Here is a 16,052-nt window from a genome sequence, read left to right on the forward strand (position 1 = left end):
GTACGGCCTGAAGACTCCGGGAGGCGGTTCAGCTACGGTGAGACCGGGACTCGCGTCCCGGTCTGCACCGCCTGCCGCCTACCGTTGAAGGGGCTCAGCCACGTGTCCATCGCCGTTTCCGCGTCCATCGCGACCGACCACCTCATGCGCTTCCCCGGACGGTTCGCCGACGTACTGCTGGCCGATCAGCTCGACCACGTGTCGCTGAGCTTCCTCGTCGATGATCTGCAGATCCGTCGCGGTGGCGTCGGTGGCAACATCGCCTACGCCATGGGCCTGCTCAATCGCACGCCCCTGCTCGTCGGTGCCGTCGGCGCCGACTTCGGCGAGTATCGCGCCTGGCTGGAGAAGCACGGTGTCGACTGCTCCACCGTGCTGGTCTCCGAGCGCGCGCACACCGCGCGTTTCGTCTGCACCACCGACGACGACATGGCCCAGATCGCGTCGTTCTATCCCGGTGCGATGAGCGAGGCTCGCGACATCTCCATCGCCGAACTCGCCGAGACCAGGGATCTGGATCTCGTCCTGGTCGGCGCCAACGACCCCGAGGCGATGCTGCGGCACACCGCCGAGTGCCGCGAACTGGGCATCCCGTTCGCCGCTGATCCCTCCCAACAGCTGGCTCGTTTGGACGGCGACCAGTCCGTGCAGCTCATCGACGGCGCCGCGTACCTCTTCACGAACAAGTACGAGTGGGCGCTGCTGTTGCAGAAGACCGGTCTGAGCGAGGAAGAGGTCGCCCAGAAGGTCGGCGTCCGCGTCACCACCCTGGGCGCGGAAGGAGTGCGGATCGTCGACCGCGACGGCACCGAGGTGACCGTCGGCGTCGTACCCGAGGTCGAGAAGGTCGAGCCGACCGGTGTCGGCGATGCCTTCCGCGCCGGCTTCCTCACCGCGCACACCGCCGGGCTGAGCCTGGAGCGTTCCGCGCAGCTCGGATCGCTGATCGCCGTGCTCGTCCTGGAGACCATGGGCACCCAGGAGTGGACGCTGAGCAAGGAGTCCGCGCTGGAGCGCCTCACGCAGGCGTACGGCCCGGAGGCCGCCGCGGACATCAAGACCCTGCTCTGATCGTCACGGCGAAAGGCGCGCACCCGGCCGGGTGCGCGCCTTTCGCATGTTCGCGCGCGCTACAGCGAAACGGGGTAGGCGGGTTCCTGGATCTCCGGCTTGATCCGGTCCTCGACGAAGATGCCGTGCCACACCATGAACACCAGCAAGGTCCACAGCCTGCGGCTGTGATCGGCGGTTCCGGCCCGGTGCGAGACCAGCATTTCGCTGATCGCGGCCTTGTTCAGCAGGTGGCCGGTCTGCGACTCGGCGATCTGCTGCTGCGCCCAGTCGTAGAGCTCGGTGCCGCGCAGCCAGTGCCGCAGCGGGACCGGGAAGCCGAGCTTGGCGCGATGCAGCACATGTGGCGGCACGATGCCCTCCAGCGCCTGGCGCAGCGCGTACTTGGTGGTCTCCTTGGTGATCTTCTGATCGAACGGCAGCCCCTCGGCCGCCTTCAGCACCTCGGTGTCCAGGAACGGCACGCGCAGTTCCAGCGAGTTCGCCATGGTCATCTTGTCGGCCTTGACCAGGATGTCGCCGCGCAGCCAGGTGAACAGATCGAGGTGCTGCATCCGGGCCACCGGGTCCCAGCCACGCGACTGGGCGTACAGCGGCGCGGTGACGTCCTGGTGGGTCCACTCCGGCCGGAACTCGCGCAGCACGGCGCGCAGCTGGGCGTCGCTGAAGCTGCGCGCGTTGCCGTAGTAGCGCTCCTCCAGGGTGAGCGAGCCGCGGTGCAGCAGGCTCTTGCCCCTGGTGCCTTCCGGGATCCGCTCCGACAGTTTGCCCGCCAGCCTGCGCAGGCTGCGGGGCAGCTTCTCGAATGGCTGCAACGACAGCGGCTCGCGGTAGATGGTGTATCCGCCGAACAACTCGTCGGCACCCTCACCGGAGAGCACCACCTTGACGTGCTTGCGCGCCTCCTTGGCGACGAAATACAGCGGGACCAGCGCCGGATCGGCCACCGGGTCGTCGAGGTACCAGACGATCTCGGGGATCGCCTGGGCGAACTCCGCGGGGGAGACCACCTTCACCACGTGGCGGGCGCCGATCGCCTCGGCGCTCTCGGCGGCCACGTCCACCTCCGAGTAGCCCTCTCGCTCGAACCCGGTGGTGAACGTGATCAGCTTCGGGTTGTGCCGCATGGCCAGCGCGGCGACGGCGGTGGAGTCGATGCCGCCGGACAGGAACGAGCCGACCGTCACGTCGGCGCGCATGTGCTTGGCGACGGAGTCCTCGAGCGCCGCGGCGATCTCCCGATAGCGCGCCGTCGCCGAACCGGGGGTGAACGGGCGCACCGGGAACTTCGGGGTGAAATACCGGGTGACGACCGGAGTCGCACCGGGCCGCACGGTGGCGTAGCTGCCGGATTCCAGCCTGCGCACGTCCTTGTGCAGCGTCTCCGGTTCCGGTACGTATTGCAGCACGGTGTAGTGCTCCAGCGCCCGAGGGTCCAGCGCGTCGCTCAGCTCCAGCGCGGGCAGCAGCTCCAGCAGGCTCTTCTTCTCGCTGCCGAACGCGGTGCCGCCCGGCCCGGTGGCCAGGAACAGCGGCTTGATGCCGAACGGGTCGCGCGCGAGGAACAGTTCCTCGGTCTCGGTGTCCCAGATCGCGAACGCGAACATGCCGCGCAGCCGCCGCACCGCCTCGGGGCCCCAGTAGTGGAACGCCGCGACGATGGCCTCGCTGTCGCCTTCGGTGTGGAACATCGTCCCGTCCGGGAACTCGGCGGCGTGCGCCTCGGCGAGCTCCGCGCGCAGCTCCAGGTAGTTGTAGATCTCGCCGTTGAAGGTGAGCGCGTAGCGGTCGGGCTGCTCGGGCGGGCCCCAGCGCAGCGGCTGGTGCGAGTGCTCGATGTCGATGATCGACAGGCGGTTGAAGCCGAAGATCACCTGGTCGTCGTGCCAGGTGCCGCGCTCGTCCGGGCCGCGGTGACGCACACAGTGCAAGGCTTCGTAGACCTGCTCCACCGTGCCAGGTGCCGCCTCGTCAGATGCCAGGAATCCGAGCAGTCCACACACGGCGTCGGCAACCTCATTTCTCGCAGTCGGGATACGCGCGCACCGGATGGGGCGCAAGGGGACGAAATCTAGTGTCCGAGTATGCCGCACCCACGGGATCCGCGCGTCGTGCGCACCACGTCCGGGACGGAATCGCTGGTGACGGTGATCGGTGCGCGCTCGGTGAGGTGCCGAATCCGACCCGACGACGAACCGGGGGTGTGTTTGGTCTACGCTGCGTAGTACTCAGGTCTCTCTCAGGCGACCCGCGCAACGCGCTGGCCCGGAGGGTGCCCTGAAACGAGCTTAGGACGTATCGTCGGGGCCTATCGCAGCCCCGAACGATGCACTGTCGGAATGTGTGGCGACCAGGAAGGCGTGAGCGTGGCGCACAAGGCGAGCGAAGAGATCGGGGCACGACCCGCCCGGGGTCTGCAGGGCCGCATCCTTCGGCGGGCCGGGCTGGCGGTGTCCTTGGGGATCACCGCGCTGCTCGTCTCGGGCTGCTCGATCGACAATGTTTGGCTGCGGTTCGGCTGGCCGTCGGGTATCACGCCGCAGGCCACCCGGATGCGGGAATTGTGGACCTGGTCGGTCATCGCCGCGCTGGCGATGGGCGTGCTGGTCTGGGGCCTGACCTTCTGGACCGTCGCGTTCCACCGCAAGAAGGCGGACTCGCCGGAGTTCCCGCGCCAAACCGGCTACAACGTGCCGCTGGAGCTGACCTACACGGCGATCCCGTTCGTGATCATCGCCGTGCTGTTCTACTTCACCGTGGTCGTGCAGAACTACGTGCACGAGAAGGTGGCCGACCCCGATGTCACGGTCGACGTCACCGCCTTCCAGTGGAACTGGAAGTTCGGTTACCGCGAAGTCGACTTCAAGGACGGCTACAAGTTCGACGGTATCGACACCGCGCGTGAGACGGCGAACCAGGAACAGCTCGAGCAGTACGAGGAGCGGACCAAGGACGGCCACCCGCAGCCGGGCCCGGTGCACGGCAAGCCGGAGAACGACATCCTGTCCTACCTGCACTACGACAAGGTCGAGACGATCGGCTCGAGCAACGAGATCCCGGTGCTGGTGCTGCCGACCGGCAAGGTCATCGAGTTCCAGCTCGCCGCCGCCGACGTGATCCACGCCTTCTGGGTGCCGGAGTTCCTGTTCAAGCGCGACGTGATGCCCAACCCGAAGGAAAACAACTCCGACAACGTCTTCCAGATCTCCGAGATCGAGAAGGAAGGCGCGTTCGTCGGCCGCTGCGCCGAGATGTGCGGCACCTTCCACTCGATGATGAACTTCGAGGTCCGCGCGGTCACGCCGGAGAAGTTCACCAAGTACCTGGACGCGCGCCAGGCGGGCAAGACCAACGCCGAGGCGTTGGAAGCCATCGGTGAGTCTCCCGTCGCCACGTCCACCACGCCGTTCAACACCAGGCGCGACACCAAGAGCGCGGCCTCGGCCGAGAGCAAGTGAGGATTTGATCTGACATGAAGATCGAAGCGCGGATTTTCGAACTGCTGACGGTGTTCTTCGTCATCATCGCCTGTGTCTACGGCTTCTTCACCGGTCAGTCGCGCACCGGCGTGGAGTGGGCCGGCACTACCGCCATGGTGCTGACCGCGGGCCTGTCGCTGATCATCGGCACCTACTTCCGGTTCGTCGCCCGTCGTCTCGACCTGCGCCCCGAGGACTACGAGGACGCCGAGATCGTGGATGGCGCCGGCGACCTGGGCTTCTTCTCACCCGGCAGCTTCTGGCCGATCACCCTGGCCGCGGCCGGTTCGGTGACCGCCCTAGGCCTGGCGTTCTTCCAGTTCTGGCTGATCGGCATCGGCGTCGTCTGCGTGCTGGCGGCCGCCGCCGGTCTGGTGTTCGAGTACTACCTCGGGCCGGAGAAGCACTGACCTGAAGTTCTATCGAAACGGCCCCACCGGCCCGGCCGGTTCACGCGGTCGTCGCAACACTCTCGATGTGAGGGGTTGCGGCGACCGTGTCGTTTTCGGTGGATGTGGAGTGTTTCGGTGATCAGCTTGTAGTCTCCGAACGCATTCGCCATCCGCAACGCCCGGAAACCTGGCTCCGCGAGTACGCCCCAGGGGTTCGCCGCTCTGATCGGGTGTGATGACGTCAACATATACCGATGAACAGGCCGTGTCCGACCAGGCGGCGATCGAACCTTGGAAGCGGGTGAGATTTCGATGCGGGCCCCCGCCGATCTACTCCGCCTCGTACCGCAGCGCGTTCTCCGAGCGGCAGATCTCCTCGATGCCGGAGACGATGTCGCGCAGCAGTTCCGAGGGCAGTGCGGCGGGGCGCAGGCGGCAGGTGAAGGTGATCAGGCCGTGGTCTTCGGGGGGCAGGCCGCGGGCGGCGGATTCCGTGCGCAGGTAGCGCGAGCGCACGCCGTAGGTCATCGCTGAGATGACGGTGAAGCAGCCGGTGCGTTCCCGATGGCCCGAGAACAGGTCGTGCAGGCGGTAGAACACCGACGCATAGCTCGACAGGGGCGCGAAAACGCCCACCCGGTAGGCGGGACCACGCTCGGACGAACTGAGCGCTGTATCGGCCAGATACTCGGCATCGCGCAGGGTCTGTACTTTCGGCGCGAACAGTACCGCGCCCGCGGCCGCGTTGCGCACCGGCATGCCCGCCTTGCCGGGCGCGGCCGAGGCGATGGCGCCCAGCGATTTCCGTGCCCGCGACCCGACCTCGCGCCGGGCACGCAGTCCCCGGGTGGGCGCGGTGGGGTACAGGCTCGACCACTGCCCGAAACGCACGGTGCCCAGTTGCACGTGGCCGGTGCCGACCGGACGCGCCACCTTCAGCGGCGCGGTGTCGACCCAGCGGCCGACCTGCAGTTCGGCGTTGCCGGGCCGCGTGATCTCGGCGTAGGCGTGCTCGACGAAGGAATCGAAGTCGAGGAACCGGTCGGCGTCGGTGGTCAGCCAGGTGCGCTCCTTGTCGATCTCGATGGCGTCCAGAGTGAGCGCGGTGATGATGCCCGCGCGACCGCCCGCGCCGAGGATGCGCTGGAATCGCTCGGTGTGGTGGGTGCGCCCGCAGGTACCGATACGCCCGTCGGTGTCCACGTACTCCAGATCGACGATCTGGTCGATGAACAGGCCGTGCTTGTGCGAGGCCGCGCTGACGCCGCCGACCGAGGCGAAGCCGCCCGCGGTGATGTCGCGGTGGTCGCCGACGATCGGCAGGCCGAGGCCGTGGGCGCCGAGCCTGCGGTCGATGTCGGACAATTTGGCGCCCGCCTGCACCCGGACGGTGCGCCTGCCCAGGTTGATGTCCAGCACCTGGTTCATCCGGCGCAGCGACACCACGGTCGGCTGGGCGGGTAGCGTGAGCCCCTCGTCCAGCAGCTCGCCGCCGCGGACCATCAGCCGTTCCGTTCGCCCGCGTGAATCCCGCACCGTGCGAACGACATCGGCGGTATCGCGGGGGAGGTATTCCTCGGCGTTGGAGACAGTTTGCGGCGTGCTCATGGCCCAAAAGCTAACCACAGCGCGGCCCGCCCCGCTTCCCCGAATCCGGGAGTCACCGCGACGCGGGCGCAAGGCTCTTGCTGAACAGGACGGATCCGGCGGCATCGCACAGGTCGACGGTCAATTCCCTCGACTTACCGTCGATGCGGACCTCGCCGAAATGCTGGAAGGCGTCCAGCGGCGAGCTGTTCTGCACCGGCGGCGCGTGGACGTAGACCGCCTCTGGGCCGAACGTGCCGTCCAGCTGATTCGGGCCGAACGCGCCCGCGTTGAGCGGACCGGAGACGAACTCCCAGAACTCGTCGAAGTCGGTGAAGACCGCGCGCTCGGGCGAATAGCGGTGGGCGGCCGTGTAGTGCACGTCGGCGGTGAGCCAGACGACGTTCGCCACCTTGTTCGCCCGGATCGACGACAGCACCTGGGCGATCTCGCGTTCCCGGCCCGACGGCGCGCCGCGATCGCCGTTTGCGGGACCTTCGTAGGCGGTGGTGTTCTTCTGTTCGCCGTCCGGAACGATCACGCCGAGCGGCAGGTCGTTGGCGATGATCTTCCAGGTGGCGGTGGATTCGCGCAGACCGTCGATCAGCCATTTCGTCTGCGCCGGACCGAGAATGCGGCCGTTCGGCCCGTTGTTGACGTCGTTGGCGTCCTTGTTCGCGCGCATGTCGAGCACGAAGACGTCCAGCAGCGGTCCATAGGCGATCTTGCGATACAGGCGGCCGTCCACCGCTTCTCTCGGTTCCAGCGGCATCCACTCGTGGAATGCCTGCCAGGAGCGGGTGGCGAGGGTGTCCATGGCGCGTTCGGTGTAGCCCTTGGACTCGGCGACGAGTCCGCCGGGGTACCAGTTGTTCACCGTCTCGTGGTCGTCCCACTGCACCACCTGGGCGACCGAACTGTTGAACCGGCGGTAGTTCTCGTCGGTCAGGTTGTAGGCGTAGTTGCCGCGGAACTGATCCAAGGTCTGCGCGACAGCGCTTTTCGCCTCGCTCACCAGATTGCGCCAGACCCGGCCGTCGGGCAGCGTGACCGATTCCTTCAACGGTCCGTCGGCGTAGATGGAGTCGCCGGAGTGCAGGAACAGATGCGGGTCGCGGGCGGCCATCGTGGCGAAGATTCGCATGCCGCCGAGTTCCGGGTTGATGCCGTAGCCCTGACCCGCGACGTCGCCGGACCATTGCAACCGGATGTCCGCCGCGGCGGTGGGCGCGGTGCGGAAGACGCCGGTGACCGGTTCGGAGGTTGCGCCGTCCTCGTCGCGCAGCGTCACCCGGTAGTGCACCTGCCGACCCGGGGGCAGGCCGTTGACCCGCACCCGGCCGGTGCCGTCGGAATCCGGCGTGAGCAGTGGTCCGGTGAAGCGCTTGGTATCGGTGAACGATTCGGTTGCGGCGGTTTCCACGAGCAATGTGGCGGGGCGATCGGCGCGGGCCCAGATCAGCGCGCCGTCGGTGCGTGGGTCACCCACCGCCACGCCGTGGGTGAGCACCGGCCGCTGCCGGACCAGCGCCGGGCCGTTGCCCGGCGAGCAGGCCGCCAGCGCAGGGGCCGCCACGAGTCCGAGTGCGCAGGCGCGTAAGACGGTGCGCCGAGAAGGTTCTGAGGCCGAGCCGCTCATGAGGAAACTCTGGCGCAATTACGTCAACGTCACATGAACTCGCCGGGTCCGCGCGGCCAACAGGCAACGGGACCTCAGTGCGCGAGTCGCTCCAGCCGGTGGTGCAGCTCGCCCGCCCAGTCGACGCCGTCCAGGTGCTGGTAGTCCACCCAGAGCGCGTCGAAGACGTCGCGACCCTCGGAGATCCATCCGCCGCGCTTGTCCGCCTCCAGGACCACACTCATGCCGGTCTCGGTCGGGACGAAAGTCACCTCGAGCTGGTTCAGGCGCGGGTAGCGCGGCGAACCGGCGAACTCGATCTCCTGGTAGAACGGCAGCGTCTGAGGTGTGTTGTGCACCCGCCCCGATTCCACGTCCGCGCTGCGCAGGTGGAATCCCAGGCGCTCCACCGCCTCCAGCAGCACATGCTGGGCGGGCAACGCGCCGACACCGATCGGGTCGGTATCGGCGGCGTCCACCGCGCCGTGGATCTCCACGACCGTGCGCAGCGACACCACCGTGCCGGGCAGGTGCCTGCCGTTGTAGAACGTGATCGGCGTTTCCATCGGCGCGCGGGCCGCGAAGCGGAACTCCGGCACCGCACCCACGGGCAGATGCAACGGCCCGTGCACCCCGGTACGGCCGAACGCGATATCGCGCAGGCCTTCGTGATCCTCGTACTCCTGCTCGGCCCTGGTCACGAACTCGACCGCCACCTGAGCGATTTCCTGCGCGACCGCCCCACCCCGCAACCGGATCACACCCTCGACCGTGCCCCCGGGCTGCACACCCGGCGTGAACAACTCGGTCTCCACCTCGGCCCCACCGACCCCGGCCGCCGCCAGCAACTTCTTGAACATGCTCCGCAGTCTCCTCGCCACTGCTGAAGAAGACCTTGGCGTTTGCTTGCGTTGTGGGCAACCTCACCGCACACCTCGCGGGTTGCCTCTGTCCGCCCACCGTAACGTAATCGAACTTGGAATACTCGATGGCGCAGCACATTCCGGCACTCGACGTCGCTGCAGTCTCGGAGTCATGAGGCACCCAAGCCCCCTGACTCCAAAAGGGGGTGGGAATGCGACAGTCGGCTGGAGGATGGGCATCGTCGGTGGCGTTACTCGTCGCAGGGACAAGTTTGTGGGGGTTGTTCAGTGCCGGGCTCGCCTTGCTGGGGTCGAACGGAGCGGGGCCGCTGGTGGCGATGGGCGCCGCGACTCCCCTGCTGATAATCGCCGCGGTCACCGGTCGGCGGCCAGGCGTCGAGCTGGGCTCGCACCCGCGAATCTATATCCGACTGGGTTTGCTCGAGGCTTTGAACATTTCCCTGTACGTCGCTGCCTTGACCATCGGCCCTGTACCCGTGGTCGTTGCGTTGCACCTGGCCTCTCCGATCATGTTGCTGCTCCTGGCCGTGGCCACCGGGAAACGGGCGATGGATCTCCGGATCGGGGTCGAGTTGCTCCTGCTGGCTTCCGCCATCGTTTTGGTCGCCGCGCGGTCTCGGGCGGGGATCGGTAGTGGCAATGCACTGATCGGTTGCGGTTTGGCACTCGGTAGCGCGGCCGCGGTGACCGCGTTGATCGTGCTGGTGGCCCGGGAATCTCAGGACCGCGATCCTATAGTCTCGGCCGGGCTGCAATTGGCTGTCGCGGGCGTGCTCACCGCGCCCTTCCTGACGATGACCACTTGGGACTGGGCACGAATGCTGGCCGAGCTGGGGCTCGGGGCAACCTTGCTCGGTCCGGGATTCGCGCTGTACTGGCGAGCGATGCGGCGTCTCAGCCCGCCGATCGCCGGTGCGCTCGGTGTGAACGAGGCGGTCGTGGCCTCGATCGCGGTCGCGGCAGTGGACACGTCGCAGCTCTCGCTGCCGACGGCGTTAGGTGGGACTCTCGTCGTCGTAGCGGTTCTGCTGGACGCCGAGAGCGGATATATTGGCGGTCGACGGCCGGGCGGGTGAGTCGTAAGACCCTTGAGGGCAATGAGTTTCACCGTTCGCGAGGGGGCACTGTGTCATACGTCGACGACCGCATCGGCCTGGCTGCCGACTGGTTCGGCAGGAATCTGGTCCAGCACGACGACGGGTATGCGGGCTGGGGATGGTCGACCGACGTGCCACCCAATCCGCAGGACACCGCCGAGGTCGTGTGCGCGTTGTCCCTTGTGAACCGGCCTGTGCCGGAAGCAACAGCGGTACTGGCACTGGTGCGGCGCGACGTGGTCCGTCACAGCACTCGCGGCGAGTGGGAGTTCCATGCGCCCGTAGACGCGGCGTGGCGGCTGCGTGCCCTGCGATGCTTCGGCGTGGCCGCCGCAGACGCCGATCTGGTGGCCTGCCGTAACGCGTTACTTGCCGCACAAGACGCCGACACAGGTGGTTGGTCGCTGGCCGACGGTGTCTCCGCGGTCTCGGTGACGGCCACGACGGCGGCGATCCGGGCGCTGGTGGAGTTGTCTGCGTCCGACGACGAGGCTGCGCGTGCTGCGCTGCGCGGCACCACTTTTCTGGTGTCCGCAATGCTCGCCGAAGACCCACGGGTCGACCCGAACTACGCGGCGGCGCAGATCGGGAGTCTGCTGGCGGTACCGGAGATCGCGGGGCTCGGTGGCACCCGGGTGCGCCGAGCCCATGAGTTGGCAACCGAAAAAGTGCTCAGCGCCCTGGACGCCGGTCTCGGCAGGCTCGAGGAAGAACAGATACGCCGCGGCAGCGTGGCACAGACCTGGCATCACGCTACGTTGCAGCTGTCGGTCGCGGCGCTGGCAAGTTCGGATGACCGTTGGGTCTTCCATCCGACCTTCCGCAGGGCGTTCATCGAGCTGCTCGACTATCAGCAATTGTCACCGATCCATCGAGATCGCGGTGGATTTCGCACGTCCCGTGAAGGTTTCATCACCTCGTACGCGACCGCGCAGGCCGTGCACGCCCTCGCTCAGGTGCGATCCCAGGTCGGCGAGTGGGTCAACCCCGCGAGAGTTTTCGACATGTTGTGCCGACGCGAAGGTGTTCATCACACGGACCCGCAAGAGGTCGTCCCGGTCGGTCGTGCGCCGATGGTCATGAACAGCCCCGCAGGAGCGGCGTTCTTGGCGATGGGCGCCGCGTCGGGGTCGACGATCGTCACTCTGGCCTTGATATTCGCCGGGCGTTCGGGAGAGATCGCCAGTCGGGCCCTGGTCTCCTGGGGCTTGATCTTCGTCTTCCTCGGAATCTATGGTTTCGCGGCCACACGGTTGAACTCGATTCCCAAAGGCAAAGTCGGTGCCGTGGTATTCGCCGCGTTCACGGCGATCGTGTTCCCTGTCGTCGCTTTTCTGCTCGCGTAGCGAGTCCGCTCGGTGCCCGGAATGAAAACGCCCCGAGACTGACGGTCTCGGGGCAGACGTCGTGGCGGAATCAGCCGGCGGCGGTGTCCGGGATGCGGACGGGCACGGCCTCGGGGCGGCTGCCGCTGGGGACGCCCTTCTTCAGGCTGTGGGCGTAGACGTCGACGTATTCCTGGCCGGTGAGCTGCATGAGCTCGTACATGACCTCATCGGTGACGGCGCGTTCGACGAATCGGTTGCCGCCCATTCCTTCGTAGCGGGAGAAGTCGATCGGCCTGCCGAACTTGACCGTCACCTTCCTGCGGCGCCAGCGGAACGGTCCGGGCGGGCTGACCTCGTCGGTGCCGATGACGGCGACCGGGATGACGGGGACACCGGTCTCCAGCGCCAAGCGGGCCAATCCGGTCTTGCCCTTGTACAGCCGGCCGTCGGGGGAACGGGTGCCCTCCGGGTAGAGGCCGACCAGACGGCCCTGGTCGAGCAGCTTGCGGGCGGCGTTCAGCGCGTCCTCGGCGGCATCGGCTCCACTGCGGTCGATCGGGTACTGACCCGAGGCGCTGAAGAAGAACTTCTGGAACCGGCCCTTGATGCCCGGGGTGGTGAAGTACTCGGCCTTGGCGAGGTAGTTGATCCGCCGTGGACTCAGCAACGGAGCGAACAGCCAGTCGGCGAAGGAGAGATGGTTACCCGCCATGATGGCCGGCCCGTCCGCCGGAATGTTCTCCACACCCTCGACCGTAGGCCGGTTGTAGAGATGGATGAACGGTCCCAGCAGCACGAACTTCAGCAGCCAGTAGAACATGACGTCCTTCCCCCGGGACCGGGATAGTTGCGGGCACCTGCTTCAGATGCCGACTTTACCGCTGGTGCAAGATCACATCCAACCGCGGCGGCGAATCTCACCACACTTCGGCGCCGACGCCGACCGATGGCGAGCACCGGCGTGTCGCGCCAGACCACGATCCTCGTCGCCTGCGGAGTCAACGGCCGGTCCGCGCGATGCGAACGGATTTGCCCGCGCCGGGGGGCAGGGCGGCCCTGGCGAGATCGGCGGCGCCGATCATGCCCGCCGCCTCACCGAGCTGGGTGGTCCGGATGCGGGCCAGCGGCCGGTGTCCCGCACCGGTGATCGTGCGTGCGTACTCCTCGCGCGCCTCGTCCAGGAACAGCGGCGCCGAACTGCTGACCCCGCCCGCGATGACCACCAGGTCGGGATCGAAGATGTCGCTGACGAACGCCAGCCCGAGGCCCAGCCAGCGCGCGAAGTCGGCCAGCACCCGCGCCGCGAGCGGGTCGCCGTCCTGCGCGGCGCCCGCGACCCGCCGTCCGGTCAGCGAGCCGGGATCGCGCGCCACGTCCCTGGCGAGCACGGAGTGCACCGTGTCGCTGGCCAGCATCTCGATCGCGGTCTCGGCCAGTGCGGTTCCGCTGCAATAGCGCTCCCAGCAGCCGTGCTTGCCGCACGGACAGGGCCGCCCCTGCGGAACGACTTGCAGATGACCGAGTTCCGGTGCGACGCCGTGCGTGCCCCGGTACAACTGGCCGTCGATCAACAAGGCGGCGCCGATGCCGGTGCCGATCGCGATCAGCACCACGTTGTGCCCGCCCGCCGCGGCGCCGAACCGGTATTCGGCCCACATCGCCGCGTTGGCGTCGTGCTCCAGGATCACCGGCAGGCCCAGCCGTTCGGTGAGTCGCTGGGCGACCGGCGCGTCCTGCCAGGGCAGGTGCGGGGCGAACCGCACGGTGGAGCGATCGCCGTTGATGAATCCGGCGACCGCCAAGCCGACCGCGCCGATGGAATGCCGGCCGGACAGGTCGCGCACGGCCCGGTCCAGCGCGTCCTCCAGCGCGCGGGCGGAATGCGGCGTAGGCGCCTGGACCGTGTCGAGCACCTCGCCGCTGTCGTCGATCACCGACGCCCGAATGTTGGTGCCGCCGACATCTATTCCGACGGTCAGCGGTCGTGTACCGGCCATCTGGTGCGTCATACCTTGATCGTCACGGGAATGTCGACGTAACGGGGGCCATCGCCGTCCTCGCCTGGACCGTGCCGGTGCGGCGCACCGGTCTCCGGGTCGGCGTCGGTGGGCATGACCGGCTCGACCGGCACCCCCGCCAGCGCTTCGCGCAGCACGGTGACGATCGCGGTGCCGTGCTCGGCGACCGCGGCCAACACGTCGTGGTGTTCCCCGCGCACGAGCGCCGCGGCCGCGCACACCGGGCACCAGTTGCAGCCGGCCCACTCGCCCTGCCCGTCGGCGGCGCGCCGCAGAACCGGCTCGACCCGTTCCAGCACCGCTTCGGCCAGCAGCTTCAACTCCTCGGCGAATTCGCTGATGCCGTCCGCCGCGGTGTGGCCGCCTGCCTCGTGGCCCTCGGGCGGGTGCGGATCACCGGTCATCGTCGTGACTTTCGGACGCCTGCGCCCACACCCGCGGATCGGGCCGGAATCGGACCACTAGACACCCGTCATCGAGCTCGGCGCCGTCGACCGTGCACCGCCGCAATACCGGCGCCAGGCGCACCCGCCGCCGGACACCGTCCGCTCCCACGATCAAATCGTCCTCCACTCGGCCAAGGCGCAACGTGGCGGCGTCGACCACCGGCAGGTGCATGCGCAGCGCGTACACCGACTGCAATCCGGTGCCGGATTCCCGCAGAACCAGCGGTTCGCCGGAACTCGCGTCGACCTCCGTCTGATTGTCGCTCAGCATAAGCGCAGCGTCACCGGTGTCGCCCGCCGAGTCCATCGCGTGCGACAGCGCGGCCAGCGAGTTCAGCCCGATCGGCTCGGCGCCGGTGTGCTGCGCGATCACCACGGGGATACCCGGCATCTTGCGCCGCAAATCGGCGATGACGTCCGATTGCTCACCGCGCCGGTTCGAATACCAGTGCACCGCCGGATGTTCGGCCGCGCCCGGGTCGGCGGGCGGCGCGAGATCGGGCAGTACCTTGTTCACCACCACGGCATCCAGCCGCAGGCCCAGCAACGCCGCGGCGGAACGCACCCGCTCCGATTCGGCCACCGCCACCCGCTCGGCGACGGTGATCAGCCGCGCTCCGGTGCGCCGGTGGTCGGTGAGCAGATCGCGAACCTCGGTGACCGCCTTGACGATCCGTTCGACCGTGGCCGCGAGCACGGCGCGGCGCAGGTCGGTGCCGATGGCGCTCATCGTCCGCGCGTGCGGCGGCCACATCCGTTCCAGGTAACCGAGCAGGGTGGCGGGCGCGCTGACGATGCGCAGCATGTCCGCCGAGGGCGGGCAGTCGACGACGATCAGATCCCAGTCGTCCTCGGCGGCGAACTGGGTGATCTCCACCAGCATCAGCAGTTCCTGCACGCCGGGCAATCCGGTCAGCTCCGCCGGATCCAGCGCGGCGAGATCGAAACCGTGCTCGTGCCCGCGGCCGGTGGAGATCAACCGCACCACATCGCGGAACCGGTCCTCGAGCAGCGCGAGCGAATCGATCTCGATCACGTCCAGGCTCGGCAGCACGGTGGCGACGCCGGTGACGGTGCCGGGATCGTGCGGGAAACGGAAGCCGAGCGCGTCGCCCAGCGAATGCGCCTGATCGAGCGAGGCGATCAGCACGCGGCGGCCAGATCTGGCCTCGGCCATGGCGGTGGCACACGCGAGCGTGGTCTTGCCTACCCCACCCTTGCCGACGAACAGTTCGACCCGGGTCTTGTGCGCGGTCAGCCTTCGACCCGTTTCTTCAGTTCCTTCAGCGCGGTGTCGGTGATCACTTTCTCGGCCTTGCGCTTGAACATGCCGATCATCGGGATGTTCAGATCGACGGTCAGCGTGTAGAGCACCTCGGTGCCGCCGTCCGGCCGATCGATCAGCTCGTAGGTGCCGTTCTGGGCCTTCTGCAACTCGCCGCTGAGCAGCCGCCAGCTGACCGCCCTACGGTCGGCGCGCCAGTCGTAGGACAGGACGTAGGTGTCCTTGACCACCCCGGCGTCCAGCACGAACCGGGCGGTCTCGGCCAAGCCGTCCGGTCCCATCTCCAGCACCTCCACCGACTTCGCCGCCGAGACCCATTCCGGGTAGGACGCCAGATCGGCGATGACGGACATCACCTGCTGCGACGGGGCCTCGATGACGATTGATCTCTGGGTCCTGTCGGCCATGCGGACAGCGATTCCTTTCAGCGTCGGTGCTGGTAGATCAAGACAGGGCCGCGGGAGCGACGCCGGCCGGGCGACCCGACTCCAGCCGGGACTTCACTTCGAACGACATGTTCTTGCCCGCGACCCGGCGCGCCCGGTTGGCGGCGGCGAGCTTGCCCGCCGGCAGCGCGGGCTGCGGTTCGGCGTGCAGGAAGTAGTGCAGGATCACCCCGTCGAGCGAGGGCTCCAGCCACACCTCCATGGTTCCGGTCAGCGCCCCGGACACCGACCAGCGGATACCCTTCTCACCCCGATCCTCCCGGACCTCCAAGTCCAGGTCCGGCCACCAGCGGCGCCACTGGTTCGGGCCGGCCAGCAGGTCGGCCACGGCGGCCCCCGATGCGGCGACGAAGGTCTGATCTGCGACCTGGATACTGCTCACTCCGCTGAGCGTAGTAGAT

The 16,052-nt window shown here is 67.9% G+C and carries 15 protein-coding genes; 5 read left to right on the forward strand and 10 right to left on the reverse strand.

The annotated features are described in order from the left end of the window. Positions 1-102 precede the first annotated feature (102 nt). Positions 103-1,071: a carbohydrate kinase family protein gene (locus NA8_RS29400; protein WP_063053576.1), complete on the forward strand. Its 969-nt coding sequence runs from the start codon at positions 103-105 to the stop codon at positions 1,069-1,071. Between the two features lie 59 nt (positions 1,072-1,130). Here the strand turns inward: NA8_RS29400 and asnB are convergent, their stop codons facing one another. Beyond that, entirely contained in the window at positions 1,131-3,074 is a 1,944-nt protein-coding gene (gene asnB / locus NA8_RS29405) for an asparagine synthase (glutamine-hydrolyzing) (RefSeq protein WP_063053577.1), read from the reverse strand. 363 nt (positions 3,075-3,437) lie between these two features. On the opposite strand from asnB, the gene ctaC reads away from it, so the two are divergent. Together ctaC and NA8_RS29415 are read left to right on the forward strand one after the other, a co-directional pair. Then, the gene (gene ctaC / locus NA8_RS29410) at positions 3,438-4,529 is read left to right on the forward strand and encodes an aa3-type cytochrome oxidase subunit II (RefSeq protein WP_084467178.1); all 1,092 of its coding nucleotides are present in this window, start codon (positions 3,438-3,440) and stop codon (positions 4,527-4,529) included. 14 nt (positions 4,530-4,543) lie between these two features. Continuing rightward, a complete protein-coding gene (locus NA8_RS29415) occupies positions 4,544-4,960 on the forward strand; it encodes a cytochrome c oxidase subunit 4 (protein ID WP_063053578.1) in 417 nt (138 codons plus the stop codon). Between the two features lie 312 nt (positions 4,961-5,272). Here NA8_RS29415 and NA8_RS29420 read toward each other — a convergent pair whose 3' ends face one another. From NA8_RS29420 to NA8_RS29430, 3 genes are all read right to left on the reverse strand, one after another. After that, positions 5,273-6,550 (reverse strand): FAD-binding oxidoreductase, encoded by a 1,278-nt coding sequence (locus NA8_RS29420; RefSeq protein WP_063053579.1) that lies wholly within the window; start codon positions 6,548-6,550, stop codon positions 5,273-5,275. Between the two features lie 52 nt (positions 6,551-6,602). Then, a complete protein-coding gene (locus NA8_RS29425) occupies positions 6,603-8,168 on the reverse strand; it encodes an alkaline phosphatase D family protein (protein WP_063053580.1) in 1,566 nt (521 codons plus the stop codon). Between the two features lie 74 nt (positions 8,169-8,242). After that, on the reverse strand, positions 8,243-9,007 hold the full coding sequence (locus NA8_RS29430) for a sporulation protein (RefSeq protein ID WP_063053581.1): 765 nt from the start codon (positions 9,005-9,007) through the stop codon (positions 8,243-8,245). A 248-nt stretch (positions 9,008-9,255) separates the two neighbouring features. Between NA8_RS29430 and NA8_RS29435 the strand changes: the two genes are divergently transcribed. Both NA8_RS29435 and NA8_RS29440 read left to right on the forward strand, forming a co-directional pair. After that, complete coding sequence (locus NA8_RS29435; protein WP_157106988.1) at positions 9,256-10,107, forward strand: DMT family transporter; 852 nt, start codon at positions 9,256-9,258, stop codon at positions 10,105-10,107. A gap of 50 nt (positions 10,108-10,157) precedes the next feature. Continuing rightward, positions 10,158-11,474 (forward strand): prenyltransferase/squalene oxidase repeat-containing protein, encoded by a 1,317-nt coding sequence (locus NA8_RS29440; protein ID WP_063053583.1) that lies wholly within the window; start codon positions 10,158-10,160, stop codon positions 11,472-11,474. A 70-nt stretch (positions 11,475-11,544) separates the two neighbouring features. On the opposite strand, the gene NA8_RS29445 is transcribed toward NA8_RS29440, so the two are convergent. The 6 genes from NA8_RS29445 to NA8_RS29470 all read right to left on the reverse strand — a co-directional run bounded on the left by NA8_RS29445 (position 11,545) and on the right by NA8_RS29470 (position 16,033). Beyond that, the gene (locus NA8_RS29445; RefSeq protein ID WP_063053584.1) at positions 11,545-12,276 is read right to left on the reverse strand and encodes a lysophospholipid acyltransferase family protein; all 732 of its coding nucleotides are present in this window, start codon (positions 12,274-12,276) and stop codon (positions 11,545-11,547) included. A 178-nt stretch (positions 12,277-12,454) separates the two neighbouring features. Then, positions 12,455-13,465: an ROK family protein gene (locus NA8_RS29450; RefSeq protein ID WP_063053585.1), complete on the reverse strand. Its 1,011-nt coding sequence runs from the start codon at positions 13,463-13,465 to the stop codon at positions 12,455-12,457. Further along, complete coding sequence (locus NA8_RS29455) at positions 13,462-13,878, reverse strand: hypothetical protein (RefSeq protein WP_063053586.1); 417 nt, start codon at positions 13,876-13,878, stop codon at positions 13,462-13,464. The genes NA8_RS29450 and NA8_RS29455 overlap by 4 nt, the downstream gene beginning before the upstream one ends. Continuing rightward, positions 13,868-15,178 carry an ArsA family ATPase gene (locus NA8_RS29460; protein WP_281199190.1) on the reverse strand — a complete coding sequence of 437 codons (1,311 nt, stop codon included), beginning with the start codon at positions 15,176-15,178 and terminating at the stop codon, positions 13,868-13,870. Before NA8_RS29460 ends, NA8_RS29455 begins: the two co-directional genes overlap by 11 nt. Then, a complete protein-coding gene (locus NA8_RS29465; RefSeq protein WP_063053588.1) occupies positions 15,175-15,612 on the reverse strand; it encodes an SRPBCC family protein in 438 nt (145 codons plus the stop codon). Before NA8_RS29465 ends, NA8_RS29460 begins: the two co-directional genes overlap by 4 nt. Before the next feature lie 37 nt (positions 15,613-15,649). Then, the gene (locus NA8_RS29470) at positions 15,650-16,033 is read right to left on the reverse strand and encodes a hypothetical protein (protein ID WP_063053589.1); all 384 of its coding nucleotides are present in this window, start codon (positions 16,031-16,033) and stop codon (positions 15,650-15,652) included. Positions 16,034-16,052: the final 19 nt, after the last annotated feature.

It is taken from the genome of Nocardia arthritidis NBRC 100137 (genome assembly GCF_001612765.1).
Taxonomy (GTDB): domain Bacteria; phylum Actinomycetota; class Actinomycetes; order Mycobacteriales; family Mycobacteriaceae; genus Nocardia; species Nocardia arthritidis.